Annotated in this window: 28 protein-coding genes; 15 read left to right on the top strand and 13 right to left on the bottom strand. The window is 72.7% G+C overall.

The genetic code is table 11. The features are described 5' to 3' along the window. The first annotated feature begins 42 nt into the window (after nt 1-42). The 5 genes from C2L59_RS31315 (at nt 43) to C2L59_RS31295 (ending at nt 4351) form a co-directional block, all read left to right on the top strand. Nucleotides 43-570, top strand: coding sequence for a GtrA family protein (locus tag C2L59_RS31315; RefSeq protein ID WP_199199338.1), 528 nt, complete (start codon nt 43-45; stop codon nt 568-570). A 229-nt stretch (nt 571-799) separates the two neighbouring features. Next, nucleotides 800-2089, top strand: coding sequence for an MFS transporter (locus C2L59_RS31310; protein WP_103353130.1), 1290 nt, complete (start codon nt 800-802; stop codon nt 2087-2089). A gap of 11 nt (nt 2090-2100) precedes the next feature. After that, nucleotides 2101-2949, top strand: a complete 849-nt coding sequence (locus C2L59_RS31305; protein WP_103353129.1) for an NAD(P)H-binding protein — start codon at nt 2101-2103, stop codon at nt 2947-2949. A gap of 20 nt (nt 2950-2969) precedes the next feature. Next, nucleotides 2970-3614, top strand: a complete 645-nt coding sequence (locus C2L59_RS31300) for a response regulator transcription factor (protein ID WP_103353128.1) — start codon at nt 2970-2972, stop codon at nt 3612-3614. Between the two features lie 104 nt (nt 3615-3718). Continuing rightward, nucleotides 3719-4351, top strand: a complete 633-nt coding sequence (locus C2L59_RS31295) for a response regulator transcription factor (protein WP_103353127.1) — start codon at nt 3719-3721, stop codon at nt 4349-4351. Here the strand turns inward: C2L59_RS31295 and C2L59_RS31290 are convergent. Together C2L59_RS31290 and C2L59_RS31285 are read right to left on the bottom strand one after the other, a co-directional pair. Next, entirely contained in the window at nt 4348-5631 is a 1284-nt protein-coding gene (locus C2L59_RS31290) for an ATP-binding protein (RefSeq protein WP_003105232.1), read from the bottom strand. The two genes, C2L59_RS31295 and C2L59_RS31290, sit on opposite strands and share 4 nt — an antisense overlap. A 3-nt stretch (nt 5632-5634) precedes the next feature. Continuing rightward, nucleotides 5635-6330, bottom strand: a complete 696-nt coding sequence (locus tag C2L59_RS31285; RefSeq protein WP_103353126.1) for a response regulator transcription factor — start codon at nt 6328-6330, stop codon at nt 5635-5637. A gap of 42 nt (nt 6331-6372) precedes the next feature. Between C2L59_RS31285 and hisN the strand changes: the two genes are divergently transcribed. Next, complete coding sequence (hisN, locus tag C2L59_RS31280; RefSeq protein ID WP_103353125.1) at nt 6373-7158, top strand: histidinol-phosphatase; 786 nt, start codon at nt 6373-6375, stop codon at nt 7156-7158. Between the two features lie 135 nt (nt 7159-7293). Beyond that, nucleotides 7294-10533: a GH92 family glycosyl hydrolase gene (locus C2L59_RS31275; protein ID WP_103353124.1), complete on the top strand. Its 3240-nt coding sequence runs from the start codon at nt 7294-7296 to the stop codon at nt 10531-10533. A 69-nt stretch (nt 10534-10602) separates the two neighbouring features. Here C2L59_RS31275 and C2L59_RS31270 read toward each other — a convergent pair whose 3' ends face one another. The 5 genes from C2L59_RS31270 to C2L59_RS31250 all read right to left on the bottom strand — a co-directional run bounded on the left by C2L59_RS31270 (nt 10603) and on the right by C2L59_RS31250 (nt 14372). Next, nucleotides 10603-10863, bottom strand: coding sequence for a hypothetical protein (locus C2L59_RS31270; RefSeq protein ID WP_103353123.1), 261 nt, complete (start codon nt 10861-10863; stop codon nt 10603-10605). Then, nucleotides 10863-11837, bottom strand: coding sequence for a TNT domain-containing protein (locus tag C2L59_RS31265; protein ID WP_233223786.1), 975 nt, complete (start codon nt 11835-11837; stop codon nt 10863-10865). Before C2L59_RS31265 ends, C2L59_RS31270 begins: the two co-directional genes overlap by 1 nt. A gap of 145 nt (nt 11838-11982) precedes the next feature. Next, a complete protein-coding gene (locus tag C2L59_RS31260) occupies nt 11983-12912 on the bottom strand; it encodes a hydroxymethylglutaryl-CoA lyase (protein WP_103353121.1) in 930 nt (309 codons plus the stop codon). Then, a complete protein-coding gene (locus C2L59_RS31255; RefSeq protein WP_103353120.1) occupies nt 12912-13490 on the bottom strand; it encodes a PH domain-containing protein in 579 nt (192 codons plus the stop codon). The genes C2L59_RS31260 and C2L59_RS31255 overlap by 1 nt, the downstream gene beginning before the upstream one ends. Before the next feature lie 84 nt (nt 13491-13574). Beyond that, nucleotides 13575-14372, bottom strand: a complete 798-nt coding sequence (locus tag C2L59_RS31250; protein WP_103353119.1) for a biotin--[acetyl-CoA-carboxylase] ligase — start codon at nt 14370-14372, stop codon at nt 13575-13577. Nucleotides 14373-14453: 81 nt separating this feature from the next. Here C2L59_RS31250 and C2L59_RS31245 point away from each other — a divergent pair, with 81 nt between their 5' ends. Together C2L59_RS31245 and C2L59_RS31240 are read left to right on the top strand one after the other, a co-directional pair. Continuing rightward, nucleotides 14454-15476 carry a C40 family peptidase gene (locus tag C2L59_RS31245; RefSeq protein ID WP_103353118.1) on the top strand — a complete coding sequence of 341 codons (1023 nt, stop codon included), beginning with the start codon at nt 14454-14456 and terminating at the stop codon, nt 15474-15476. Nucleotides 15477-15553: 77 nt separating this feature from the next. After that, nucleotides 15554-16270, top strand: a complete 717-nt coding sequence (locus C2L59_RS31240) for a hypothetical protein (protein ID WP_103353117.1) — start codon at nt 15554-15556, stop codon at nt 16268-16270. Here C2L59_RS31240 and C2L59_RS31235 read toward each other — a convergent pair. After that, nucleotides 16248-16904, bottom strand: coding sequence for a response regulator transcription factor (locus C2L59_RS31235; protein WP_103353116.1), 657 nt, complete (start codon nt 16902-16904; stop codon nt 16248-16250). The genes C2L59_RS31240 and C2L59_RS31235 overlap by 23 nt on opposite strands. After that, on the bottom strand, nt 16901-18001 hold the full coding sequence (locus C2L59_RS31230) for a sensor histidine kinase (RefSeq protein ID WP_103353115.1): 1101 nt from the start codon (nt 17999-18001) through the stop codon (nt 16901-16903). The genes C2L59_RS31235 and C2L59_RS31230 overlap by 4 nt, the downstream gene beginning before the upstream one ends. Nucleotides 18002-18180: 179 nt before the next feature. Between C2L59_RS31230 and C2L59_RS31225 the strand changes: the two genes are divergently transcribed. Both C2L59_RS31225 and C2L59_RS31220 read left to right on the top strand, forming a co-directional pair. Next, complete coding sequence (locus C2L59_RS31225; protein ID WP_103353114.1) at nt 18181-18507, top strand: DUF6223 family protein; 327 nt, start codon at nt 18181-18183, stop codon at nt 18505-18507. A 10-nt stretch (nt 18508-18517) separates the two neighbouring features. Further along, the gene (locus C2L59_RS31220; protein ID WP_103353156.1) at nt 18518-18856 is read left to right on the top strand and encodes a VOC family protein; all 339 of its coding nucleotides are present in this window, start codon (nt 18518-18520) and stop codon (nt 18854-18856) included. A 6-nt stretch (nt 18857-18862) separates the two neighbouring features. Here C2L59_RS31220 and C2L59_RS31215 read toward each other — a convergent pair whose 3' ends face one another. Continuing rightward, on the bottom strand, nt 18863-19900 hold the full coding sequence (locus tag C2L59_RS31215; RefSeq protein ID WP_103353113.1) for an alkene reductase: 1038 nt from the start codon (nt 19898-19900) through the stop codon (nt 18863-18865). A 65-nt stretch (nt 19901-19965) separates the two neighbouring features. On the opposite strand from C2L59_RS31215, the gene C2L59_RS31210 reads away from it, so the two are divergent. Beyond that, nucleotides 19966-20814 (top strand): sigma-70 family RNA polymerase sigma factor, encoded by an 849-nt coding sequence (locus tag C2L59_RS31210; protein ID WP_103353112.1) that lies wholly within the window; start codon nt 19966-19968, stop codon nt 20812-20814. On the opposite strand, the gene C2L59_RS31205 is transcribed toward C2L59_RS31210, so the two are convergent. Next, nucleotides 20801-21388, bottom strand: a complete 588-nt coding sequence (locus C2L59_RS31205) for a dihydrofolate reductase family protein (RefSeq protein WP_103353111.1) — start codon at nt 21386-21388, stop codon at nt 20801-20803. The two genes, C2L59_RS31210 and C2L59_RS31205, sit on opposite strands and share 14 nt — an antisense overlap. A 189-nt stretch (nt 21389-21577) precedes the next feature. On the opposite strand from C2L59_RS31205, the gene C2L59_RS31200 reads away from it, so the two are divergent. Then, nucleotides 21578-22396 carry a class I SAM-dependent methyltransferase gene (locus C2L59_RS31200; protein WP_103353110.1) on the top strand — a complete coding sequence of 273 codons (819 nt, stop codon included), beginning with the start codon at nt 21578-21580 and terminating at the stop codon, nt 22394-22396. Nucleotides 22397-22412: 16 nt separating this feature from the next. Continuing rightward, nucleotides 22413-23069 (top strand): TetR/AcrR family transcriptional regulator, encoded by a 657-nt coding sequence (locus tag C2L59_RS31195; protein WP_103353109.1) that lies wholly within the window; start codon nt 22413-22415, stop codon nt 23067-23069. 46 nt (nt 23070-23115) lie between these two features. On the opposite strand, the gene C2L59_RS31190 is transcribed toward C2L59_RS31195, so the two are convergent. After that, nucleotides 23116-23499 carry a nuclear transport factor 2 family protein gene (locus C2L59_RS31190; protein WP_103353108.1) on the bottom strand — a complete coding sequence of 128 codons (384 nt, stop codon included), beginning with the start codon at nt 23497-23499 and terminating at the stop codon, nt 23116-23118. A 95-nt stretch (nt 23500-23594) separates the two neighbouring features. On the opposite strand from C2L59_RS31190, the gene C2L59_RS31185 reads away from it, so the two are divergent. Then, nucleotides 23595-24497: a LysR family transcriptional regulator gene (locus C2L59_RS31185; protein ID WP_103353107.1), complete on the top strand. Its 903-nt coding sequence runs from the start codon at nt 23595-23597 to the stop codon at nt 24495-24497. Here C2L59_RS31185 and C2L59_RS31180 read toward each other — a convergent pair. Further along, nucleotides 24454-25341 carry a transglutaminase-like domain-containing protein gene (locus C2L59_RS31180; protein WP_103353106.1) on the bottom strand — a complete coding sequence of 296 codons (888 nt, stop codon included), beginning with the start codon at nt 25339-25341 and terminating at the stop codon, nt 24454-24456. The genes C2L59_RS31185 and C2L59_RS31180 overlap by 44 nt on opposite strands. Nucleotides 25342-25347: the final 6 nt, after the last annotated feature.

Raw genomic sequence — 25347 nt, 5'->3', positions numbered from 1 at the left:
CTGGACCACTGGCCACCGCGGAGTTCTCCTAGACTGCGTGGTGTGACCGTTGTGGAAACCGTGCTCAAGCGCACGCCGGAACCACTGCGTTCGGTGCTGATCAAGCACCGGGAGCTGCTGAAGTTCGCGATCGTGGGCGGCACGACGTTCCTCGTCGACAACGGGGTCTGGTACACCCTGAAGCTGACGGTGCTGGAGCCGAAACCGACGACGGCGAAGGCGATCGCGATCATCGTCGCGACCATCGTGTCCTACATCCTCAACCGCGAGTGGTCCTTCCGGACCCGCGGCGGGCGCGAGCGGCACCACGAAGCGGCGTTGTTCTTCGTCATCAGCGGCATCGCGGTGGGGGTCAACCTGATCCCGCTGATCGTCTCGCGGTACGTACTCGACCTCGAGGTCCCGCACGTGACGTTCCTGGTCCAGGAGATCGCGGACTTCGCCAGCGGCTCGATCATCGGCATGCTGCTGGCCATGTTCTTCCGCTTCTGGGGCTTCAAGAAGTGGGTGTTCCCGGACGAGCTGGGCGAGCGGCGCCGGGACGGCGAAACGGCCACCCGCGTCCGCTGAGCAAAAACTACTTGTCTCCTGACATGTAGTTGTCTAAAGTCCTCTTCGTCAGTGTTCCTTCGTGAGGACGCCGTCCGGGTTCGGCCGGGCGAGCGGGACGATTCGAGGTGGTTTCCGAGCGCGAAGAGGTCGCATCCGTCCGCGGATGACGATGGAGCCTTTTCCCGACTCGACGGGACGTGTCTCGCGCACGTCCGCCTTTCTCGTCCCTTCTCCACGAGGACATCTTTTGATCACTCTCGCGCCTTCGCGCGCTCAAAAAACGGCTCTCACCGGCCTGTTCCTGTCCGTTTTCCTCGCGATGCTGGACGCCCAGGTCGTCGCCACCGCACTCCCCCGGATCGCCGGCGAGTTCGGCGGGACCGGCGCCTACGCCTGGGTCACCACCGCCTACCTGCTCGCCGGCAGCGTCTCCGCGCCGCTCTACGGCAAACTCGGTGACGTCTTCGGGCGCAAACGCGTGCTCCTGGGCGCGCTCGCCCTCTTCCTGCTCGGTTCGCTCGCCTGCGGGCTCGCGCCGTCGGCCACCACGCTGATCGCCGGCCGGGTCCTGCAGGGTGCCGGCTCCGGCGGCCTCTTCGTCTCCGTCGGCGCTTCGCTCGGCGAAATGTTCACGCCTCGCGAAGGCGCGAAGTACTTCGGGTGGTTCTCGATCTGCTTCGCCGTCTCCTCGCTCGCCGGTCCGGTCGTCGGCGGCCTCCTGACCGGCGTGGCCGGCTGGCGGTCGATCTTCCTGGTGAACCTCCCGCTCGGGCTCGCCGCACTGGGCTGCCTCCGATCCCTTGACCTGCCGAAACGACAGCGGGAAGCGCCGTTCGACTTCGCCGGGGTGGTCCTGCTCGGCGTCGCGATCACCGGGTTCACCCTGCTGACGCCGTGGTCGGCCGCCCTCGGTGCCGCCTCGGCCGTTGCGTTCGTCTTCGTCGAACGCAAGGCGGACGCACCCGTGCTGCCGTTGCGGCTGTTCCGCGACCGGACGTTCAGCGTGTCCGTCGTGCTCAGCGTGCTCGCCGGGTTCGCGTTCCTCGGCTCGGTCAACTACATCGCGGTCCTGCTGCAGGCCGACGCCGGCCCGGCGGAAGGCGGCCTGCGGCTGGTGCCGATGACGCTCGCCGTCGCGGCCGCCTCCCTCGTCACGAACAAGGTCATCGCCCGCACCGGCGCCTACCGGTGGGCGCCGCGGCTGAGCATGGCGCTCGGCCTGCTCGCGGTGCTCGGCCTGCTCACCCTGCACGGCCTGCCCGCCGTCCTCGGCTGCCTGGTCGTCTTCGGGGTCGCGGCCGGGCTGAACATGCAGGTACTGGCCATAGCCACGCAGAACACCGCGCCCCCGGCCGACCGCGGCGCGGTCGCCGCCGGCGTCAACCTCGCCCGCGCGCTCGGCTCGGCCCTCGGCCCGGTGGCGCTCGGGGTCGCCTACCGGGCCGGCACGCACGGCGTGTTCCTCGCCCTGCTGCCCGTGCTCGCCCTCGGGCTCGTCACGGCGCTCGTCCTCCCCCACGTTCCGCTCAACCGCTAGGAGAAAACCCGATGATCTTCGTCCTCGGCGCCACCGGCAAGGTCGGCCGCCACCTCGTCCCCGCCCTGCTCGACGCCGGCACAGGCGTCCGCGCCCTGACCCGCGACCCGGCGAAGGCCCGGATCGACCCGCGTGCCGAAGTGGTCCGCGGCGACCTCGACACCTCGGACCTGCCCGCCCTGCTGGCCGGCGCGGACCGCGTGTTCGTGCTGACCCAGGGGCACAACACCGACCGGGAAGCGGCGGTCGCGCAGGCTGCCGCCCAAGCCGGCGTCAGCCACCTCGTCAAGCTGTCCACCACGGGCGTCCACTTCGGACAGAAGGACGCGATCACCCGCGCCCACGCCGAAGCCGAGCGGGCGATCCGCGAAGCCGGGCCGGCGTGGACGATCCTGCGGCCCGGTGCCTTCATGGACAACCGGTTCGCCTGGATCGGCTCGATCCGCGAAGAAGACACCGTGTACGTGACCGAAACCGATCCGCCGTCGGCGCTGATCCACGTCCGGGACATCGCCGCGGTCGCCACGCTCGTCCTGACCACGTCCGGGCACGAAGGCGCGACCTACGAGCTCACCGGCGGCGAGGCCCTGACCACCGCCCAGCAGGTCGCCGCCCTGGCCGACGCGATCGGCCGTCCGCTGAAGTACGTCGAAGAGACCGAAAGCGCCGCGAAGGATCGCCTAATCCGGACGTACGGCTGGCCCCCGAAGGCGGTCGACGGGCTGTTCGCCCTCAAACGCGAATCCGCCCCGCACGAACGCGTCGTCTTCGACACGGTCGAGCGGCTGCTCGGCCGGCCGCCGCACACCTTCGCGGCCTGGGCGCGGGAGAACGCGTCCGCGTACCATCACCAGGAGTGACGACCGGGAGGTGACGGCGGATGGGCGACCTGCGCGTCCTCGTCGTGGACGACCACCCCCTGTTCCGGATCGGCGTGGGCACGCTGCTCGCCGCCGAACCCGGGATCGAGGTCGTCGGTGAGGCCGCCGGCGGAACCGACGCCGTCGCTTCCGCCGCCGCCCTGCGGCCGGACGTCGTCGTGATGGACCTGCACCTGCCCGACCTGTCCGGGATCCAGGCGACCCGGCGCATCGTGGCGGCGAACCCGGGCACCGGCGTGCTGATGCTGACGATGGCCGACGAAAGCGAGTCGGTCTTCGCGGCGATGCGCGCCGGTGCCCGCGGCTACCTGCTCAAGGACGCCGAACCGGACGAGATCGTCCGGGCTGTCCGGGCGGTCGCCCGGCGGGAGGCCATCTTCGGCCCCGACATCGCGAACCGCGTGCTCGCCTTCTTCAGCCGGCCACCGGCCACCGAGCCGGTGTTCCCCGAGCTGACCGGGCGCGAGCGCGAGGTGCTCGCGCTGATCGCGGCCGGGCACAGCAACGGCGTCATCGCGAGCACGCTGTGCCTGAGCCCCAAGACCGTGCGCAACCACATTTCGAACGTCTTCGCCAAGCTGCACGTCGCCGACCGCGCCGAGGCGATCGTCCGGGCGCGGGACGCCGGGCTCGGCGAGTCCTGACGGGCAGCCGCCCGGGCAACATCGGGACGCCGGTCCCATGCGCCCGGGACACGCGAGCGGGCAGGCTGGACGGTCTGCACCGTTTCGAGGGGAAATGGGGAACGATGTTCGAAACCGACCGGACACCGGTGGTCGTCCGCGCCACCGATCCGATCCTGCACAACGGCGTCTGCATGACCCTGCGTTCGCGCGACGACGTCCGGGTGGTGGACGGGGACCCGCCCGACCCGGCCCTGGTCGCGCTGCTGGTCGCCGACCGGCTCGACGAGCCGATGACCCGGCTGCTGTCCGCGCTGCACCACCAGGGCTTCACCCGCATCGTGCTGGTCGCGGGCGAAGTCGACGACAACGAGATCCTCAATGCCGTCGAGCACGGGGTCTGCGCGGTCGCCCGGCGCGCCGACGCCGGGCCGGAGGTGCTCGTCCGGCTGATCAAGGCGGCCGCGGCCGGCGAAGGCGCGCTGCCGCCCGACCTGCTCGGCCGGCTGCTCAACCGGGTTTCGCGCCTGCAGCGCCAGGTGCTCCAGCCGCGCGGCCTGCGCCTGGGCGGCATGAGCGACCGGGAGACCGAGGTGCTCAAGCTCGTCGCGGCGGGCTGCTCGACGCAGGAGATCGCCGACGAGCTGTGCTACTCGCAGCGCACGGTGAAGAGCATCCTCCACGACGTCACCAACCGCTTCCAGCTGCGCAACCGCTCGCACGCGGTCGCCTACGCCCTGCGGGAGGGATTGATCTAACGGGGGACGCGCTCGGCGGGCCAGCGCACTTCGGGGACGTCGCTGGGCCGGGGCACCTTGAGGAAGAGGCTGAACACCGCCGGACGGCGGTTCGACAGTTCGAGGCGGCCGCCGTCGGCCTCGACCAGCGCGCGGGCCAGCGCCAGCCCGACGCCCGTCGAACCGCCGCCGGAGAAGCCGCGTTCGAAGATGTGCGGGGCCAGTTCGTCGGGCACGCCGGAGCCGGTGTCGCTGACCTCGATCACCACCGTGCCTTCGGCGTCGCCGCGGCGGGCGATCAGGGTGACCGTGCCGGAGCCGTGCCGCAGCGCGTTGTCGAGCAGCACGCCGATGACCTCGCGCAGCCGGCCGGGCGTGGCCCGCGCCATCAGCCCGTCGGCCACCCGCGTGCGCAGGTTGCGGCCCTCCGAGCGGAGCAGCTCGCGCCATTCCTGCGCCATTTCCGGCAACTGCGTGGGCAGGTCCACCGGTTCCGCGCCGACCTCGCGGGCCGCGCGGGCCGCCGCCAGGAGTTCGTCGAGGGCCTCGGCGAGCCGGTCGGCCTGCTCCTGGGCGGCCTTCGATTCGTCGGCCACCTCGTCGTCGGGGTGCACGGTGAGCGGTTCCAGCCGCAGCTGCAACGCCGTCAGCCGGCTGCGCAGCTGATGCGAAACGTCGCCGACCAGCTGGCGTTCCCGTTGCACGAGCTGGGCCAGCGCGGTGCCGGACGCGTCCAGCGCTTCGGCGACCATGTCCAGTTCGCCGACGCCGTAGCGGCTCGGGTCGGGGCGGAAGTCGCCGCCGCCGAGCCGGGCCGCGCGTTCGGCGACGTGCCGCAGCGGCTTCGCCAGGCGCCGGGCCGTCGCGATCGCCACCACCGCGCCGGTGCCCACCGACAGCAGCACCAGCAGCACGACGACCAGCGTGACGGTGGTCTGCCGTTCGTGCATCGGGCCGGCCGGGACGGCGATCTCCACCTTGCCGTCGCGGGCCAGGTCCGCCGTCTCGGTGACGGTGTCCGCGCCCGGGCTGCTGCCGTAGCGCTTTTCGGTCTGGCCGCTGGCCCGGACGGTGAGCAGCCCGTTCGCCGGGACCGCGGCCCGCACCTGGTCGAGGTCGATCTCCTGGCCGTTGGCGATCTCGGTGTCGAGGATCGCCGCCGCCGCACGGGCGTTCTCGGCGAGCGTCTCGCGGTAGCTTGACTCGATCTGCCAGCTGGCCACGATGCCGAGCGGGATGCCCAGCACGGCCGCGGTGACCGCGACGGCCAGCAGGATGGCCAGCAGGATGCGGCGGCGCACGGCTTATTCGGCGTTGAAGCGGAAGCCGACGCCGCGGACGGTCGCGATCCGCCGCTCACCGTCGTGGGTCTTGCTGGTGCGCCCGGCGGCTTCGTCGGCGGCGACGGCGAGTTTCCGCCGCAGCCAAGACATGTGCATGTCGAGCGTCTTGGACGTCTTCGACTCGAGGTCGTTCCAGACCTCGGCGAGGATTTCGTCGCGGCTGACGACCTGCCCGGCGCGGCTCATCAGCACGCGCAGCAGCTCGAATTCCTTGTTCGCCAGCTGGACTTCGTGGTTGTCCACGGTGACCAGCCGCGCGCCCAGGTCCATCCGCACCCCGCCGGCCTCCAGGACCTCGGGCACCCGGCGGCGCAGCAGCGCGCGGATCCGGGCGAGCAGTTCGGCGAGCCGGAACGGCTTGGCGACGTAGTCGTCGGCACCCGCGTCCAGGCCGACGACGAAGTCGACCTCGTCGGTGCGGGCGGTGAGCATCAGGACGGGCAGCTCGGTACCGGCCGCGCGCAGCCGCCGGCAGACCTCGAGACCGTCCATCCCGGGCAGGCCGAGGTCCAGCACGAGCAGGTCGACGCGCTGGGCGGCGGTGGCGTCGAGCACCGAAGGGCCGTCGGTGACGACGTGGATCTCGTATCCCTCGCGTTCGAGGGCGCGGGAGAGCGGTTCGGCGATGGCCGGATCGTCTTCGGCAAGTAGGACCATGCTCACCTGGCCAACTGTACGGCGGGCGGGCGTGAAACCATCGTGACCGTGCCTGGCTACGGAGATGATCTGGCTCTCGCCACCCGGCTGGCTGATGCCGCCGACGCAATCACGACGGCGCGGTTCCGCGCCCTGGACCTGGCGGTGGAGCGCAAGCCCGACCGCACCCCGGTGACCGACGCCGACACCGCCGTCGAAGACGCGATCCGTGCCGTGCTGGCTTCGGACCGCCCCGGCGACGCCGTGCTCGGTGAAGAGCGCGGTGGCTCGGCCGCGACCGGGCGCGCCTGGGTGCTCGACCCGATCGACGGCACCAAGAACTTCCTCCGCGGAGTACCCGTTTGGGCGACTCTCATCGCCCTGGTGGTGGACGGCGATCCCGTCGTGGGCCTGATCAGCGCACCGCTGTTGGGCCGCCGCTGGTGGGCTGCCACCGGTTCGGGGGCGTTTTCGAGTGATTCCTCGGGCACCCGGCGGCTGTCGGTTTCCGGGGTTTCGTCCCTTTCGGACGCTTATCTGTCCACAACGGACCTGAACTCGTGGACGAAGTACCACTCGCGCGAGAAGTACCTCGGCCTGGTCGACGCCTGCTGGGAGACCCGCGCGTTCGGCGACTTCTGGCACCACGTGCTGGTGGCCGAAGGCGCTCTCGACGTCGCCGCGGAGTGCATCGTCAACCCGTGGGACGTCGCCGCGGCGCAGGTGATCGTCACCGAGGCCGGCGGCCGGTTCAGCGACCTGGACGGCGTCGCGCGCTACGACAACGGGAGCGCGTTGTCGACCAACGGCCGGCTGCACGACGAGGCGCTGGCCATCCTCGAGCGGTAACCGGATGGGCCGCTCGGCGGGAACTTCTTGACCGGTCTGAACCACCGGTGGTTCACTCCCAGTGCTCGCCGGGTCACCCGGTCAAATTGACAACGTTGTCAACCCGGGTCGCCCGCTCACCCCGGGAGGAAGAGCATGCGCAGAGTCGTCACCGCGGCTTTGATCGTCCCCCTCGTCACGGTGGCCGCGCCCGCGGCCGCCGGCACCCAGCACCACGACCTCGCCGCCTACGTCAACCCGTTCGCCGGCGCCAAGGCCGGCGACACCCCCGAGACCAACACCTACGCCGGCGACACGTTCCCCGGCGCCGACGTCCCGTTCGGCATGGTGCAGTGGAGCCCCGACACGCCGCTGCAGCCCAAGCCGCCCGCCGGCCAGGGCCGCTACTACGCCCGCGACCGCGACGGCGGCTACGCCTGGGAGGAGAACCGCCTCCGCGGCTTCAGCCTCACCCACTTCAACGGCGCCGGCTGCGGCGGCGCCGCGGGTGACGTGCCGTTCCTGCCGTTCGCCGGGGCGATCTCCACCTCGCCCGCCGTCGACGCGACGAAGTACTTCCCCACTTTCAGCCACCGGAACGAATCCGCGTCCCCCGGCTACTACAAGGTGACGACGGACTCCGGCATCACCACCGAGCTCACCGCGACGCAGCGCTCCGGTCTGGGCCGGTTCACCTTCCCGAAGGACTCCCCCGCCACGCTCCTGATCGACGTCGCGCAGTCGGCGATGGGCAGCGACGACGCCTCGGTCACCGTCGACCCGGCGCGGCGGACCGTCGAAGGCTGGGTCTCCAGCGGGCACTTCTGCCGCGGCCCCAACACGTACAAGGTCTACTTCACCGCCGCCTTCGACCAGCCGTTCCGGACGTCCGGGACCTGGCAGGACGCCGCCGTGACACCCGGCGGCACCACCGCCCGCGGCGGCGACCTGAGCAGGACGACGTGGGACAAGCAGGTCGTCACCCTTGACGGCGGCTCCGGTGCCTACCTCACCTTCGACCCGGCGACGCCGGTGCAGGTGCGCGTCGGCTTGTCCTATGTGGACGCGGCCGGCGCCCGGCTGAACCTCGCCGCCGAGCAGCGCGGCGCGTCCTTCGACGCGGTCAAGGCCGCGGCGCGCCGGACGTGGAACGACCGGTTGCGGCAGATCACCGTCGAAGGCGGCACGGACGCCGCCACCCGGACGTTCTACACCGCGCTCTACCACACGCTTCTGCAGCCGAACGTCTTTTCCGATGTGGACGGTCGCTACCGCGGCTTCGACCGGGCGATCCACCGGGCGAAACCGGGCCACGCGCAGTACGCGAACTTCTCCGGCTGGGACACCTACCGCGACGAGGTCCAGCTGCTGTCCTTGCTCGCCCCGCACGAAGCCGCCGACATGGCGCAGTCGATGCTGAACCAGGCCGACCAGGCGGGCGGGATCTGGGACCGCTGGTCGCAGAACAACGACTTCATGGGCGTGATGGGCGGCGACCCGTACCACTCGATCATCGCCAGCACGTACGCCTTCGGCGCCACGGACTTCGACGCCCGCAGCGCCCTGAAATCGATGGTCAACGGCGCCACCCGCGTCCAGCAGGCGGGCGAACGCGCGCTCGAACGGCCGGGCCTGTCGGACTACCTGACGCTGGGCTACCACCCGAACAACGTCTCCGACATGCTCGAGGAGACGACGGCGGACTTCGGCATCGCGCAGCTGGCCCAGCGGCTGGGGGACGCGAAGACGCACCAGCAGTTCATGAGCCGCGCGCAGTACTGGGAGAACGTCTACAACCCGGCCACGGGCTACCTGCAGACCCGGCTGCGCGACGGCCGGTTCCGTTCGCCGTTCGATCCCGCGCAGTATCAGGAAATGCGCTACCAGGAAGGGAACGCGGCGCAGTACACGTGGATGGTGCCGTACAACGTCCGCGGCCTGTTCGACGCGATGGGCGGCGACGACGCCGTGAAGAAGCGCCTCGACTTCTTCTTCACCAAGCTGAACAGCGACGCCAGTTCCCCGTACGCGTTCATGTCGAACGAACCGTCGTTCGAGGTGCCGTGGGAGTACGCCTACGCGGGCGCGCCGGCGAAGACGCAGGACATCGTGCGCCGTTCGGCCGAGCTGCTGTTCAAGCCCGGCGAGGACGGCCTGCCCGGCAACGACGACCTCGGTGCGACGTCGGCGTGGTACGTCTTCGCGGCGCTCGGGATGTACCCGGAGGCGCCCGGACGTGCGGAACTGGTGCTGGCCAGCCCGATGTTCCCGAAGATCACGCTGACGCGGGCGACCGGGCAGCGGATCACAATGACCGCGCCCGGCGCGTCCAGCTCGGTGAAGTACGTGCAGTCCCTTCGCGTGAACGGCAAGCCGAGCACGAAACCGTGGCTGCCGGAGTCCTTCGCGGTCGACGGCGGCCGGCTGGACTTCACGCTCGGCGCGTCGCCGACGTCGTGGGGCTCCGCGAAGGCGGACGCGCCACCGTCCTTCCGCGACGGTGAAGTCCCGGTCCGCGGCCGCGTCGGCCCGGGTCGCGTCGTCGTCGCACCCGGCGGGAGCAGCGAGGCCACGGTGGTCGCCGAGGGCATCACCGGTGCGGGCACGGTGACGTGGCAGGCGAAGCCGCCGGCCGGGATCACCGTGACGCCGTCCAGCGGCACGCTCACGGCCGGCCGCAACGGCTCGGCGTCGCAGCGAGTGCGCGTCACCGCCGCGCCCGGAGCGCCGGACGCGTACACCAGCGTGCCGGTCGAGTTCGGCGGGCAGCTCCCGTCCTACCTGCCGGTGACCGTCGGGACGCCGGGAACGCTGCACGCGGCGAACACCAACGTCGGCGTCACGGACGACCGGTTCGTCCAGTACGGCGACTTCGGCGAGACGGACCTCTACCCCGGTCAGTTCGCCTACTCCGCGCAGGGCCTGGCCAAGAGCGGCATCGAACCGGGCGCGAAGGTGCGCGAGTTCACCTGGCCGTCGAGCCCGGCGGGGTCGCCCGACAACGTGATCGCCTCGGGGCAAACGCTGGCGGTGACGGCGGCCGAGGGCGCGACGAAGCTGTCGTTCCTCGGTTCGGCGACCGGCGGCGACGCCCAGGGCACGGTGACCGTCACCTACACCGACGGCTCGACGCAGCCGGCTTCCCTGGGCCTGTCGGAGTGGCTGCTGAAGGGCGGCGCGGAGCCGCCGCAGTTCGGGAACACGGTCGTCGCGTCGGTGCCGTACGTGAACTCGGCGTTCCCGCGGTACATGTTCCGGCTGCAGCGGCCGTACACGTCGTACCTGTTCGCAACGGCCCCGATCGCGCTGGACCCGGCGAAGCAGGTCAAGTCACTGACCCTGCCGACATCGACCGGCGCGGGACAGGCGCACATCTTCACCTACGCCGTGAGCTGAACCCGTCACTTTCACGTGAAAGTGCCCACCTGCGGGCGGCACTTTCACGTGAAAGTGCCGCTCCGGCGATCACTTGCCGGGCAGCAGGCCCACCGCGCCGCGGGCGACCTGGGCCCAGGCCAGCCGGCCGAAGAGGTAGTGGCACGCGACCTGTTCGCTGGTGAACCGCGCCCAGTCGTAGCGGTTGCCCTGCTCGCGCCAGAACACCTCCCACGCCTCGTCCTCGCCCTGCATCAGGCACCAGGCGTTGTCGACCTCGGCGCCGAGCGAGACGACCTCCGGCGGCACGCCCAGCACGCCGAGCCACCGCTGGATCGACTGGGTGTTCATCAGTCCTCTTCCCCCTTGGCCTCGGCGAGGTAGCCGAGGGTCACCAGTTCGTCGGCCGCCAGCAGCGCACGGTACCGGGTACCCCCGCCGACCTGGCCGAACCAGTTCGCCGTCTCCGACCGCCACATCGGCACCGCCCGCACCACGACGTACCGGCGGTACTCGGCGTCGAGGAACGCGGGCGGCAGCGAGCGTTCGGCGAACGGCGTGCCGTCCTCGAAGAGCACCCGTCCGTACGCCGGGCCGAAGCGGTCGAGGACGGTGTCGGCCGGGACCATCACCGGCTGAGGGTGGTCCACGCTGCTTTCGGGGAACTGCTCGCCCGGCGGCCACGCGTACTCGGGGCCGAGGTCGCTGTGCCCGAGGACGAACCGGCGGATCCACACCGCCTGCGTCGCCCGGGCGTACGGCACGTACCCCTCGGTCAGGTGCCGCGGCACCGGCCGCGACGGCGCGGTCGGCGAGCGGCGGAACCCCGCGGTGACGTTGGTGAGCGCCTGGTCGTCGAAGATCAGCCGGGCGTCCGGGTGGTCGTTGGGCGCGAAGCCGTCCGGGTCGTCGGGCAGCGGCAGCTGGCGCGCCGGCTTGTCCATCGCGACCGGCAGGTGCCCGATCGGGAACATGTGCACCAGGAACAGCGCGACGATGCTCTCCCGTTCCGTGCGCGGCGAACCGAGCGGCGGCAGCGGCGCCGGCGCCCCCGGGTTCGGCGGCGGGCCGGCCACCGGGGGCGGCGGCCCGGCCGGAGCCGGGGCCGGGGGCGGCGTGACCGGTGGCGCCGGCGGCAGCGGGAACGGCGGCAGCAGCGGCGACACCGCGTGCGGCCAGGCCGCGGGGTTGCCCGAGGGCGGGGTCGGCGCCTCTTCGAAGGCGCCCGAATCCGCCAGGCCGTACCCGGGCAGCTGCACCGGCCCGGTGTCGAGGTCGGCCTCGACCGGTTCGGAGCCCGCCTCGGAAGGCTCGGTCACACCCATCCTCCGGCTCGGTCGGTGCCCGGCGGGCACACGCTGTTCGACGCGGCCGCGGCGCTGCCGGTCCCCCTTGATACCGCACCCCTCCCCCGGAGGTGCGACGAGGTCTGTTCTTCCGGGGACTCCGAGTGGCGGAGCCCCGGACGTCTCAGCTCAGTGCGGCGACCACGCGGGACGGGCTCGGGCGGCCGAGCTGTCCCGCCATCCAGGCGCTGGCCCCGACCAGCGCGTCCAGGTCGACGCCGTGGGCGACGCCGAGCCCGTCGAGCATCCACACCAGGTCCTCCGTCGCCAGGTTGCCGGTGGCCGATTCGGCGTACGGGCAGCCGCCGAGCCCGCCCGCCGAAGAGTCCACAGTCGACACTCCACATCGGAGCGCCGCCAGCGTGTTGGCGAGAGCCTGACCGTAGGTGTCGTGGAAGTGCACGGCCAGCGTACCGACGTCGCCGAACAGCCCGATCAGGTTCTCCACCTGGCCCGCGGTCGCGACGCCGATGGTGTCGCCCAGCGAAAGCTGCGAGCACCCCAGGTCCAGCAGGCGACGGCCGGCGTCGGCGACCTGCTTCGCCGGCACCGCCCCTTCCCACGGGTCGCCGAAGCACATCGAGAGGTAGCCACGGACCTCGAGACCGGCCTCGCGGGCCCGCGTGACCACCGGCTCGAACATCGCGAACTGCTCGTCCAGCGACGAGTTGAGGTTCTTGCGCGCGAACGTCTCCGTCGCGCTCGCGAAGATCGCGATGTGCTCGACCCCCGCTTCGAGCGCGCGGTTCAAGCCCTTCTCGTTCGGCACCAGCACCGGGTACCGGACGCCTTCGCGGCGGTCCAGGCGCGCGAGCAGCTGCTCGGCGTCGGCCAGCTGCGGCACCCACTTCGGGTGGACGAAGCTGGTCGCCTCCAGCGTGGTGAGGCCGGCGCCGGCGAGCCGGTCGAGGAACTCCAGCTTGACCTCGACCGGGACGATCGCCTTTTCGTTCTGCAGCCCGTCCCGCGGCCCGACTTCCCAGATCGTGACCCGCTCCGGGAGTTCACCCGCCGAGGGGACCCGCTCGGGCAGGCCCAGTGCACGCGTACCCATCAGCGACGTCGTTCGCCGCGCGGCGGGTGGCCGCCGCCCTGGGGCGGCAGGGGCGCGGTCTGCTGGGCGCCCGTCCGGTAGTCGTCGTACGGGTTGTCGTTGACCTCGCGGTAGATCACCGTGTGCACCTTCTCGACGTGCGGGATGTCCTCGAACCGCAGCGGCTCGTCCGAGGCCGACTCGATGATCAGCGTGCCGCAGCCGAACACCCGGTCCAGCAGGCCGTGCTCGAACTGGACGCTGTTGATGCGGCCCATCGGGATGTCGATGCCGGTGCGCTTCAGGACGCCTTCGCGGGCGATCAGCCGGTCGGTCGTGACGATGAAGTGGGTGGTCCGCCAGCGCACCAGCGGCGCCAGGAACAGCCACACGACCAGCACCAGCGCGACCACCCCGACGGCGATCAGCCCGACCGAGTTCCACGGCGAAGACGCGTCCTTGGCGAGGATCGCCAGCCAGGTGCCCGCGCCCAGGGTGACCAGCAGCGCGAGCGTCGGGAAGATCAGCATCTTGAAGTGCGGGTGACTGTGCACCACGACGTGCTCTTGCTCGCTGAGCAAATCGTCCGGATAGGCCACGGCGGACGCTCCCAAGGTCGGTGCGGCGGTGTCGTCCCACCGTACCGGCGAGACGCCCGGCCGGTGAGGGCAACGCCCGGGAAATCAGGCGGGGCGGACGTGGACCACGTCACCCGCGAAGACGGTGTGCCGCTGCCCGCCCGCCACGTCGACCTGCAGCTGCCCGGCGGGGTCGATGTCGGCCGCGCGACCGGTCAGGGAGCTGCCGTCCGGCAGCTGCACCTCGACGTCCTGGCCGAGGGTGGCGCAGTGCGCGCGGTAGTCGCCGAGCAGCCCGGCCTCGGTGAGGTCGCCGCCGGCCAGCCGCCAGCGGCGCTCGAGCCCGGCGAACCCGGTGAGCAGCGCGGCGGCGACGTCGGTGCGGTCGGTGTTCGTGGCGCCGCACTCGGCCAGCGACGTCGCCGGCAGCCCGCCCGGGCCCGGCTGGACGTCGCCGAGGGGCAGCACGTTGAGGCCGATGCCGAGCACGATCGACGGGGCGTCCCCGGCGACGGCTTCGGCGAGGATCCCGGCGACCTTGGCCCCGCCGACCAGGACGTCGTTGGGCCACTTGAGCACGGCGTCCACCCCGACGGCCGCCGCGGCCGCCCGGACGGCGAGCCCGGCGACGACGGAGAGTGAGCCCAGCGCCGCGAAGGGGACACCCGGCCGGAGGGCGATGCTCAGGTACAGCCCGGCGCCCTTCGGCGAGCTCCACGGACGAGCCCGCCGGCCGACGCCCGCGGTCTGCTCCTCGGCGAGCAGAACGGTCCGGTCCGCGGCGCCTTCTTCGACGGCTTTCCGCAGGTCGGCGTTGGTGGAGCCGGTGCGCTCGACGACGTCGATCTTCGCGTAACGATCTTGGAGCGCCGCGGTGAGCCGGCCGGCGTCGATCTCGGGCATGTGCCCACAATATGGGAGTCCCCCTAACGTGCAAGCTACTCGCTCGTTCACCAAGAGGTGCGCTCTTCTAAGTTGGAACCTGTGACGACGAAGCAGACTTCGTGGGCCCGCGGCGCTGCGCTGCGCGGCCTGGTCACGCTGCCGCTCGTCGCGGGGCTCGTCACGGCGGGCTGGCTGCTGGCCGACCGGTCCCCGGAACCCCCGCCCGCGGCGGCCCCGGTGGTGCGCGACGCGGTGTCCGGTCCCTCGGTCCTCGAAGTCAGCGCACCCGTGAAGGCCCAGGAGCCCGGCCAGGGCGCGTCCGGCCAGGGCGGGAAGAGCCCGTTGCAGCAGTGGGCCGACCAGCTCGCCGGCCCCCTCGACATCCCCGCGGACGCGCTGATCGGCTACGCGAACGGCGAACTGGCGCTGCGCAAGGAAGACCCGTCCTGCCACCTCTCGTGGGTCACCCTCGCGGGGGTCGGCTCGGCGGCGTCGAACCACGGCCGCGACGGCGGGAACCTCCTGGGCCTGACGGCGGCCCAGGCGAAGAAGTACGGCGGCGAAGCGCCGGTCGCGGCCGGACGGGCGCTCTGCGCGGGCGGCACCGACCTGGGCGCCGGCCCCGGCTGGTGGAAGGCGGTCGCCGCCTACCACCCGGGCGACGGCACCGAGCTCTTCCGCCAGCGCGTCCTCGGCATGGCCCAGCTGTACGCGACGCTGTCGCTCGACCCGGCTTCGGCCGGCTCGGCCCGCGTCCGCGCAACCCGGTTCGCGCTCGGCCAGCTCGGCCTCCCGTACGTCTGGGGCGGCAACGGCCCGGACGCGGGTGCGGCGGGCTTCGACTGCTCGGGCCTGACGAAGGCGTCGTACGACAGCGCGGGCGTCGCCCTGCCGCGGACCGCGGACAGCCAGTTCCGCGCGCTCCCGCCGGTCCCGGCGTCCGAAGAGCCCCGCCTCGGCGACCTCGTGTTCTACGGCAGCCCGGCGACGCGCATCCACCACGTCGGGCTGTACCTCGGCAACGGGCTGATGATCAACGCGCCGACCGAGGGCCAGGCGATCCAGATCCACACGTACCACTCGAAGGGTGACGACTACGCGGGCGCGGGCCGGCCCGCCTGAGCGATGTCCGGGCGGTGTCAGCCGCGTGTCAGGTCCGCTCGTGATCGTGGTTCCACCGACCACGAGAGGAACCCCCGATGACCACCTTCGCCACGCCGCGGCCCATCACCGCCACCCTGACCACCGCCGGCGCCCGCGTCCGGGTCACCGCGACCGACCGGCCGGACACCGTGGTGCGCGTCGAGCCCGTCGACCGCGCGAACAAGTCGGACGCGAAGGTCGCCGAGCGCACCGAGGTCGCCTTCGCCGACGGCGAGCTGTCGGTCAAGACGACCAAGTCGGGCGAGCGCCGCGGTTCGGTCGCCATCACGGTCGAGCTCCCGGCCGGGTCCCGGCTGGTGCTGAACACGGCGTGGACCGACGTCCGGACCGAAGGCCCGCTCGGCGACTGCCGGCTCAACGTCGCCTCCGGTGACGTCCACCTCGGCCACGTCACCGGCCACGCCACCATCGAGGGCGGCTCGGCCGCGGTGCGGGTCGGCCACGCGGAGGCCGGCGTGGAGTTCAGCAGTGCCGGCGGCCGTCTCGACCTCGGGCGGGCCGACGGCGACGTCGTCGCGCGGGCGGGCGCCTGCCCGATCCGGATCGGCCGGCTCACCCGCGGTCAGGCGCAGCTGGCCAACGCCTCCGGCGGCATCGACGTCGGGGTCGCCGAAGGCGCGGGCGCCCGGGTGGACGCCGGCAGCACGAAGGGGCAGGTCCGCAACGCGCTGCCGGAGGACCCCGCGGCTGAGGTCCGGATCCACGCCCGCACGCGGCGCGACGACATCGTCATCCGCCGCGCGGCCGGGTGAGCCCCGATTCGTAGGCGAGCACCACCAGCTGAGCGCGGTCCCGCGCGCGCAGTTTCACCATGGCCCGGTTGACGTGCGTCTTCGCGGTGAGCGGGCTGATCACCATCCGCGCGGCGATCTCGTCGTTGGACAGGCCGCGGGCGACGAGCGCGACGGCCTCGCGTTCGCGGTTGGTCAGTTCGGCGAGGCCCGCGCCGGGCACCGGCGGCTGGGTCACGTACCGGTCGATCAGCTTGCGCGTGATCGATGGCGCCAGCAGCGCGTCACCCCGCGCGGCGACACGCACCGCGTGCAGGAAGTCCTCGGGCTGGATGTCCTTGACGAGGAACCCGGCCGCGCCGGCGCGCAGCGCGTCGAAGACGTACTCGTCGAGGCCGTAGTTGGTCAGGATGACGACGTGCAGCGCGGCCAGCGCGGGGTCCGCGGCGATGCGCCGGGTCGCCTCGATGCCGTCGACGCCGGGCATCTGGATGTCGACCAGCGCGATGTCCGGCCGGTGGTCCAGCGCGAGCCGCACCGCTTCGGCGCCGTCGGCGGCTTCGGCGACCACCTCGATGTCGTCCTCGACGTCCAGCAGCGCGCGGAAGCCGCTGCGGATGAGCGGCTGGTCGTCGGCCAGCAGGACGCGGATCACGCCGGATCCACCGGCAGCTCGGCCTGGACGCGGAAGCCGCCTTCGTGGCGGGGTGCGGCTTCGAGCCGGCCGCCCAGCGCCGTGACGCGCTCGCGCATCCCGGTCAGGCCGACGCCCGGCGCACAGTCCACCGCGGCCGTCCCGTCGTCGTCGACCCGGATGACGAGCGTGCCGGGCCGGTGGTCGATCCGGACGGTCGCGGTGGCCGCGGCGGCGTGCCGGGCGACGTTGGTCAGCGACTCCTGGACGATCCGGTACGCGGTCCGGCCGACCGCGGCCGGCACGTCGTCGCGGCGGCCCTCGATCGTCAGCTGCGCGTCGAGACCCGTGGTCCGGGCGCGGCGCACGAGGTCGGGGACGTCGTCGAGCCCGCGCGGCGGGTCCCGGTCGTCGTCCCGCAGGGCCTCCAGCGTCGCCCGCAGCTCGCGGGCCGCCTCCCGGCCGGCGTCCCGGATCGCCAGCAGCGCGTCGGGCACGTCCTCGCCCCGCCTCCGCGCCAGGTGGACGGCCACCTCGGCCTGCACCTTGATGACGGAGATCTGGTGGGTGAGCGAGTCGTGCAGCTCCCGCGCGATGTGCAGCCGCTCTTCGTCGGCACGCCGGCGCGCGGTCTCCTCGCGGGTGCGTTCGGCTTCGTCGGCCCGGCGTTCGGCCTGGCGCAACGCTTCCCCCGCCGCTCCGGCGGCGATCAGCCACGCCAGCTGGAGGACGTCTCGCGACTGCGTGAACGCTTCGCCGGTGTCGTGCAGGCCGGACGCCAGGAGCGCGAGCGGCACCCCGGCCAGCATGAGCACCGAACCCACCACCGCGGCGATCCGGTGTCCCGCCCGGACGGCGGCGTACACGGCGAACAGGTAGGCGACGACGGGCACCTCGAACCCGGCGGCCTGGTAGGCCAGCGCGCAGCCCGCGGTCACGGCCAGCACGACGACCGGCGCCCGGCGGCGCGCGGCCAGCGCCAGCCCACCGGCCACCAGCGCGGCGTACCCCAGCACGTCGAGGTCCATGGGCCGGCGCGTGGCGGACAGCCCGGCGACCAGCAGGGCCGCCGCGACCCCGGCGGCGATCACCGCGTCCCCGATCCGTGCCCGGCTCACCTCCGCACCCTAACCGCCGGAACCTGCTGCGTGCGGCGCATTTCCCGGCTACTGCGGCGGCAGTAGTCCCGCGGTTCCTGCGCCGCCCGCAGCAGCGCGAAGTGTCTGCTCCGGCACAACGACGGGCGAGGGCTCCGGCGGACATGCTCACCGGCAGCCGAAATCCGAAGGAGCCCCTCATGAACGTCGACCACCTCGCCGCCGTCAGCACGTACGCCCTGACCCCCGGGCGGCTCTGGTCCCTGATCGCCGCGGGGCTGGGGGTGGCCGGCGTGATCGCCGGCGGGCTGGCGCTGGCCCGCGGCCGCGGAGCCGTCGTGGCGCTGGCCGGCGGTGTGGCCGCCGCGGTCATCGGCGGCTGGGTCGTGGCCGCGGCCAAGGGCGGTCCGGGGACCGGCTACGGGATCGTCGGGGGCTACGCGGCCCTGGTGATCGGGCTGGTCGCGCTGGTGCTGGGCGGGCTGGCCATCGCCCGCTCGCGCGGTTTTGTCGGTGGTCGCCGCTAGCGTCACGGGCATGTACGAAATCGACTTCGCCGAGTTCCCGTCCACCTCGGCCGCGGCGTCCGGGCGGTTCTTCGAGCGCGCGTTCGGCTGGGCGGTGACCCCGTACGGCCCGGACTACACCGACGTCCGGGCCGCCGGGCTGACGGTCGGGTTCCAGTCGGACCCGGCCGAGCAGTCCCGCGCACCGTTGGTCACCATCCGCACGGACGACCTGGCGGCCGCCCGAAAGGCGGTGGAATCGGCGGGCGGCGTGGTGACGAAGGAACCGTTCGCGTTCCCGGGCGGCCAGCGGTTCCACTTCCGCGAGCCGGGTGGGAGCGAGCTGGCCGTGTGGTGCCCGGACGCCTAGCTTCGCTTACACCGCAGCCGGCTGCTCGACGTAACCCGCTGCCCCGCCGCCGTAGTAAACAGCCGGATCACTGACCTCGAGGGGGTGCCCGAGCGCGAACCGCGTCACCAGATCCGGGTTCGCGATGAAGTGCCGCGCAAAAGACACCGCATCGGCGATCCCCGCCTCGATCACCGCGTCCCCCGTCTCCCGCTCGAACCCGTTGTTGACGATCAGCATGCCGTCGAACAGCTCCCGGTACCGCGCGAAGGCCGCGAAGTCCGGCCCGGCGTCCGGGCCACGCAGGTGCAGGTAGTCCACGGCGAGCCCGGCGGCCAGCTCCTCGTACTCGGCCCGCAGCTCCTCGTCCACAGTGAACAGTCCCCCGGTCCACCACGGCGAAAGCCGGACGCCGACCCGGCCGTGCGCCGCGGCCGCCTCGACGATCTCCGCCAGCAGCCGGCGGCGGTTGGCCGGCGAGCCGCCGTAGGCGTCGGTGCGCCGGTTCAGCCGCGGGTGCAGGAACTGCGCGAGCAGGTAGACGCCGTTGGCCGCCAGCTCGACGCCGTCGAACCCGGCGCGGCGCGCGTTCGCCGCGGCCGTGCCGTAATCCGCGACCGTCGCCTCGATCTCCGCCACGCCCATCTCGCGCGGGGTGCCGGTCGGGCGCCGCCCGGCCGCGGTGTGCACCGGCTCGCCCGGGTTCACCGCCGAGGGCCCCGCCGGCCGTCGCCCGCCGAGGAAGGCCGGGTGCGAGACCGCCCCGGTGTGCCACAGCTGCAGCACGATCCGGCCGCCGAGCGCGTGCACGACGTCGGTGACCCGCCGCCACCCGGCGACCTGTGCTTCGGTGTGGATCCCGGGGACGTTCTCGAAACCCACGGCCCGTTCGCTCACCCACGTACCTTCGGCGACGACGAGCCCGGCGCCGGCCCGCTGCGCGTAGTAGGCGGCCTGGAGCTCGCCGGGCACCCCGCCGGGGACGCGCGCCCGGGTCGTCGGCGCCAGGACGACGCGGTTCGGCAGGCACCAGCCGTCCAGGTGGGCAGGGGTCAGCAGGCTCATCCGGTCACCTCCGGTCGCGGGAACACGTCGGGAAGGCGACGGTGGGCGCGGACGAAAGGTGACCGATGGACGAGCTGACGGCGGCGTTCGAGGCCGAACGCGGCAGGCTGCGCGGGCTGGCCTACCGGCTGCTCGGCTCGGCGGCCGAGGCCGACGACGCCGTCCAGGAAGCCTGGCTGCGGCTCAGCCGGACCGGCTCGGTCGACAACCTCGCGGCCTGGCTGACCACGGTCGTCTCCCGCGTCTGCCTGGACGTCCTGCGGTCACGGAAGGCGCATCGCGAGGAACCGCTCGAGGTGTTGCCGGAGCCGGTGGACTCCGCCGATCCGGCGGACGAAGCCGAACTCGCCGACTCGGTGGGCCGCGCGCTGCTGGTGGTGCTGGCCGCGCTCGGGCCTGCGGAGCGGATCGCGTTCGTGCTGCACGACCTGTTCGCGGTGCCGTTCGACCGGATCGCGCCGGTGCTGGACCGCACGCCGGTGGCCGCGAAGAAGCTGGCGAGCCGCGCGCGGCAGCGGGTCCGGGGCACCTCCCCGCTCCCGGCGGCCGACCTGGCCCGGCACCGGCGGGTGGTGGACGCGTTCCTGGCCGCGGCCCGCGGCGGCGACCTTACCGCGCTGCTCGACGTGCTGGCTCCGGACGTCGTCCGGCGCGCCGACGCGGCCGCGTTGCCGGCGGGAGTGGCCCTTGAGGTGCGAGGCGCGCGTGCGGTCGCCGAAGAGACGCGGGTGTTCGGGAAGCGGGCCCGGTTCGCCGCGACGGCCCTGGTCGACGGCGCGGTCGGCGTCGTCGTCGCGCCGCGGGGACGGCTCGTGCTCGCCCTGGCCGTGACCGTCGAAGGCGAGCAGGTGGCCGCTTACGACGTGATCGCCGAGCCCGCCCGCCTCGCCGCGCTGCACGTCACGCTCGCTTGACCCGGTAGAACAGGTGCGTCACCCGGGTGCCCTCGGTGACCTCGGGATCGGTCAGCTCGGTCAGGGCGTCCAGGTGGTCGAAGAGGCGGACGCCCTGACCGAGCAGCACCGGGACCAGGTCGACCTGGACGCCGTCGAGCAGGCCGAGGTTCAGGCACTGCTGGGCGATCGTGGTACTGGCGACGGCGACGTTCTTGTCGCCGGCGACCTTCTTGGCCTGCTCGACCGCGCTGGCGACGCCATCGGTGACGAAGGTGAACGGCGCGTCCGGGTGCGGCCAGTCGGCGGGCTCCTTGTGGGTGACGACGAAGACGGGCACGCCCATCGGGTGCATGCCGCCCCAGCCGCCGGTCAGGTCGAACAGGCGGCGGCCGGTGATCAGCACGCCGAGGTCCTCCATCGCGCCACGCAGCATCTTCGCGCTGGCTTCGGAGGTGTTGAAGCTCCAGCCGACGGAGGTGGACACCTCGACGTCCCCGTTGTTGTACCACTCGAACAGGTGATCGACGCGGTCCTCCGGGTCGGCGACGAAGCCGTCGAGGGACATGGACATGTTGGCGATGACGTCGGCCATGGCGACTCCTTCTTCGCTGGTCGGAAGGCAGTTTGCCTCCCAAGGGCAGTCTGCCGCGACCGGACGGCCGGAAGATCTGCCACCTGGCCGACATCCGGCGGCGGGTGACTGATGCCTTGACAGGTCCTGACGGCCGGGCCACCATGAACGGGTGTTCATGAACGTATGTTCACTACGGAGGGGATGAGCATGACCGGGATCGTCAACACGGCACAGGCAGCGGCGTGGAACGGCTACGAGGGGGAGCACTGGGCGACGCACGCCGACCGCTACGACGCGGTGAACAGCGGGTTCAACGGCTATCTGCTCGACCGGGTGGAGGCGGACGACCGCGTGCTCGACATCGGCTGCGGCAACGGGCAGCTGACCAGGCTCGCCGCAGCACGCGCCCGGTCCGCGGTCGGCGTCGACCTGTCCGGGCCGATGCTCGCGGCCGCGCGGGCCCGGGCGGCCGAGGTGCCGAACGTGACGTTCGAGCAGGGTGACGTCCAGGTCCACCCGTTCGCCGACGGTGGGTTCGACCTGGCGGTCAGCCGGTTCGGGGTGATGTTCTTCGCCGACCCGGTGGCCGCGTTCGCCAACGTCCGGCGCGCCCTCACCCCGGGCGGGCGGCTCGCGTTCCTCTGCCTGACCGCGCTCGCCGGCACCGATCTCGGCCGGCTGTTCCGCGCGATGGCGGCCTATCTGCCCCAGCCGACCGGCCCGGACGGCAGCGGCCCGACGTCGTTCGCGGACCCGGACCGGACGAAGGCGGTGCTGACCGAAGCCGGCTTCGACTACGTGGCGTGCACCCACGTCGAGGCGGACCAGGTCTGGGGCCGCGACGTCCCGGACGCGGCGCGCTTCATCGCGGACTGGGGCCCGGTCCGCCACCACCTGGGCCTGGTCGACAGCGTGGCGGCGGCCCGGGCGACCGAGGCGCTCACGGCGGCGCTCGAGCCGTTCGCGGGCCCGGACGCGGTCCGCCTGCGCGGCACGGCGTGGCTGGTCACGGGAAGGAGGTCGTGAGGAGGGCGGCCGTACGATGGCGGTGATGTCACCGAGGAAAGCCGCCGCCCAGCGGGACGGGCAGTCACTGCACGACCTGCTGGTCGAGACCGCGCAGAAGATGATCGCCACCCACGGCACGACCGGGATGACCGTGCGCGAGATCGCCCGGCTGGCCGGCGTCGCCGACGGCGTGCTCTACAACCACTTCTCCGACAAGGAGGAGCTGGTGGCCCGGGCCCTGCTGGAGCACGTGCGCGCGACGGAGGCGGAGCTGGGCGAGCTGCCAGTGGCCGGCGAAGGCACCCTCACCGGGAACCTCCGCCGCCACCTGGAGTTCGGCCTGGCGCTGCACAAGGTGCTCGTCCCGGCGTTCAGCGGCCTGGCCGGCCAGCCGAAGGTGCTGGAGCGGTTCGCGGAGATCAGCGAGCGGTCCGGCTACTGGCGCGACCGCCTGGTGGCCTACCTCGAAGCGGAACGCGCCCTCGGCCGCCTGCGCCCGGAGTCCGAAGTGGACGCGGCCGCGGCGATGCTGGTCGGCTACTGCCACGCCTCGGTGCTGACGACGGTCTTCCCGCACACGGCCCCCCTGAACCCGCCCCCGGTGGACGCGGTGGTGCGGGCGGCGCTCCACGGCATCGCACCGGCGGAGCCGGCCCGGGAGCCGGCCCCGGTCCCGGTCCCGCCGGCGTGAGGCCGCACGCGCACCCTCGCTCCTGCTCGGGTCGCGACCTCCCGCACTAGACCATCGGGTTCCCGCTCGCCGTGGTCTCCGGAACCGCCTGCACCACATCCCAGTGCTCGACGATCCGCCCGTCGCGCACCCGCATCACGTCCGCGATCGCGCTCCCCCGCGAGCCCGGCGTCAGGCACAGCACGCCGTGGGTGCAGACGAGGTCGTCCTCGGCAAGCACCCGGTGCACGTCCAGGGTCAGGTCCGGGTGGCCCGCCACGAACCCGGCCAGGTAGCGGGCCGAGGCCGCCGCGCCCGCCGGGGCGTGGGGGTTGTGCTGGACGTAGTCCTCGCCGACGTACTCGGCGAAGGCGTCGGCCGGGCGCTTCTCGGTGAAGGCCAGCTGGAGGAAGGCGAGCACCACTTCCTTGTTCCGCTGTGCTTGCGTCATCGATCTCCGTCCTTTGTGGATTATCGACACCAAGCCCACCATCCGCGAATCAGAAAGGGAAAGACCTGTGGACTCTGCCGCGATACTCTCCCGGTATGGACGATGTCGAGGTCCGTGAGCTGCGGTACTTCCGCGCGGTCGCCGAAGAGCTGAACTTCTCGCGCGCCGCCGAGCGGCTCGGGATGGCTCAGCCACCGCTGTCACGCGCCATCCGGCTGCTGGAACGGCGGCTCGGTGTCCAGCTCTTCGAACGCACCAGCCGGCACGTCTCACTGACGCCGGCCGGGAACGTCCTGTTCGCGGAGTCGGAGAAGGCGCTGGACGCCGTCACCGCCGCCGTCCGGCGGACGCGGCGGGCGGCGCAGCAGGCGCCGGCGCTGGTCGTCACGGCGAAACCGGGCGTCGCCACCGATCTGCTGCGGCGGATCGCCGATGCGCACCCCGATCCGGTCGAGGTGCGGGTCAGCGGGTTCGGCGAGCAGGCGGAGATGCTGCGCGACGGCCGGGCCGACGTGGCGGTGGTCGGCTGCCAGGGCCACACCCAGCACGGCCTGGACGTCGAGGTGCTGTTCAGCGAACCGCGGGTGGCCGCGCTGCCGTCGGGCCACGAGCTCGCCGGGCGACCGGCGCTGACCTGCGCGGACTTCGCCGGGCAGCCGACGCCGTGCTGGCCGCTGTCCTCGGCCGCGGACCGGGCCTACTGGTCCGGGCAGGACGTGACCGGCGGGCCGGTGACGCCCGGGCCGGTGGTGCACGACAGCGCGCAGCTGCTGGAGACGGTCGCGCTCGGGCAGGCGATCGCGTTGCTGCCGGCGTCGGTCGCCGAGCTGCGTTCGCGGGACGACGTCGTCTACCGGCCGGTGGTCGACGCGACGCCCTACACGCTGGCCCTCGCCTGGCCGGCCGGGGCGCGGGACCTGCGGATCGCGCGGTTCGTGCGGACCGCCGCCCAGGTCAGCGCAGCACTACCTCGGCCAGGTGCTGTTCCGGCGGGGTGACCGTGCGGATCACCGGCGGCACCCGGACGTCGTCGGCGTCGAACGCGGCCCGCAGCTGCTCGACGTCGGCGGTGGCCGCCAGCGCGGCCAGCTCGTCGGCGCGGGCCAGGGTGGCCGGGGGCAGCGAGACGGACGCGTCGAGCGCGCCCCAGGTGTCCCACTGGAGCATCTCGTGCTTGTTGAGCGCGGCGAGGTCGAGCACGAGGTTGTGCCACGCGTACGGGATGCCGCGCAGGAACGGCACGTCCAGGTCGGGGGAAACGACCAGCCGGGCCGGGTCGAGGTCGCCCGCGCGGGCCGCGGTCCACGCGTCGGGAGCGGTGACGAACCGGTCGCGGGGGACGTCGAGGAGGTCGAACGCGACGTCGTCCACCGGGTCGCGGAAGCCGGTGGACAGCTGGGGCTCGACCAGGTGCCAGCCGTCGTCCGCGCGGACTTCGGCGACGACGTGGTCGAGGTACCAGCCGGGCATCAGGTAGCTCGCGAAACCGACGCGGGCACGAGCCGGAATGCCGTGGTGGCGCGCCATCGAGACGAACAGGAGGGTGAAGTCGCGGCAGCAGCCGACGATCCGGTTCAGCGGCGGCCGCGGCCGGCCGGGAGGGGCCGCCGGGTCGAGCTCGCGCAGGCGGGCCCACATGTCCGTGGCGTACCGCAGGGTGATCTCGGCGTGGCGGGCCGCCGGGAAGCCGTGCTCGGTGATGCCGCCGTGGGCCCAGTAGTGGAACACGAGCTCGGACGCCGCTTCGCGCAGGGCCGCGACCGAGCGCGGGGCCGCGTCGAGCCAGTCCGCGTGCGGGCCCGGGTCGGAAAAGCGGCTTTGGCTGACGTAGAAGTCGTCCATGCCGTC

It is taken from the genome of Amycolatopsis sp. CA-128772 (genome assembly GCF_002904295.1).
GTDB lineage: Bacteria > Actinomycetota > Actinomycetes > Mycobacteriales > Pseudonocardiaceae > Amycolatopsis.
The sequence above is the reverse complement of the archived record's forward strand: the minus strand, read 5'-3'. Positions and strand labels throughout refer to the sequence as shown.

Bases quoted from the DNA above. Each gene is read 5' to 3' on its own strand.
- C2L59_RS31210 (WP_103353112.1), top strand. From the start codon at position 19,966: ATGGACGAGCTGACGGCGGCGTTCGAGGCCGAACGCGGCAGGCTGCGC.
- C2L59_RS31270 (WP_103353123.1), bottom strand. From the start codon at position 10,863: ATGAACACCCAGTCGATCCAGCGGTGGCTCGGCGTGCTGGGCGTGCCG.
- C2L59_RS31275 (WP_103353124.1), top strand. From the start codon at position 7,294: ATGCGCAGAGTCGTCACCGCGGCTTTGATCGTCCCCCTCGTCACGGTG.
- C2L59_RS31225 (WP_103353114.1), top strand. From the start codon at position 18,181: ATGAACGTCGACCACCTCGCCGCCGTCAGCACGTACGCCCTGACCCCC.
- C2L59_RS31300 (WP_103353128.1), top strand. From the start codon at position 2,970: ATGGGCGACCTGCGCGTCCTCGTCGTGGACGACCACCCCCTGTTCCGG.
- C2L59_RS31205 (WP_103353111.1), bottom strand. From the start codon at position 21,388: ATGGCCGACGTCATCGCCAACATGTCCATGTCCCTCGACGGCTTCGTC.
- C2L59_RS31305 (WP_103353129.1), top strand. From the start codon at position 2,101: ATGATCTTCGTCCTCGGCGCCACCGGCAAGGTCGGCCGCCACCTCGTC.
- C2L59_RS31260 (WP_103353121.1), bottom strand. From the start codon at position 12,912: ATGGGTACGCGTGCACTGGGCCTGCCCGAGCGGGTCCCCTCGGCGGGT.
- C2L59_RS31200 (WP_103353110.1), top strand. From the start codon at position 21,578: ATGACCGGGATCGTCAACACGGCACAGGCAGCGGCGTGGAACGGCTAC.
- C2L59_RS31190 (WP_103353108.1), bottom strand. From the start codon at position 23,499: ATGACGCAAGCACAGCGGAACAAGGAAGTGGTGCTCGCCTTCCTCCAG.
- C2L59_RS31265 (WP_233223786.1), bottom strand. From the start codon at position 11,837: ATGGGTGTGACCGAGCCTTCCGAGGCGGGCTCCGAACCGGTCGAGGCC.
- C2L59_RS31185 (WP_103353107.1), top strand. From the start codon at position 23,595: ATGGACGATGTCGAGGTCCGTGAGCTGCGGTACTTCCGCGCGGTCGCC.
- C2L59_RS31295 (WP_103353127.1), top strand. From the start codon at position 3,719: ATGTTCGAAACCGACCGGACACCGGTGGTCGTCCGCGCCACCGATCCG.
- C2L59_RS31240 (WP_103353117.1), top strand. From the start codon at position 15,554: ATGACCACCTTCGCCACGCCGCGGCCCATCACCGCCACCCTGACCACC.
- C2L59_RS31250 (WP_103353119.1), bottom strand. From the start codon at position 14,372: ATGCCCGAGATCGACGCCGGCCGGCTCACCGCGGCGCTCCAAGATCGT.
- C2L59_RS31195 (WP_103353109.1), top strand. From the start codon at position 22,413: ATGGCGGTGATGTCACCGAGGAAAGCCGCCGCCCAGCGGGACGGGCAG.
- C2L59_RS31180 (WP_103353106.1), bottom strand. From the start codon at position 25,341: ATGGACGACTTCTACGTCAGCCAAAGCCGCTTTTCCGACCCGGGCCCG.
- C2L59_RS31285 (WP_103353126.1), bottom strand. From the start codon at position 6,330: ATGGTCCTACTTGCCGAAGACGATCCGGCCATCGCCGAACCGCTCTCC.
- C2L59_RS31220 (WP_103353156.1), top strand. From the start codon at position 18,518: ATGTACGAAATCGACTTCGCCGAGTTCCCGTCCACCTCGGCCGCGGCG.
- C2L59_RS31215 (WP_103353113.1), bottom strand. From the start codon at position 19,900: ATGAGCCTGCTGACCCCTGCCCACCTGGACGGCTGGTGCCTGCCGAAC.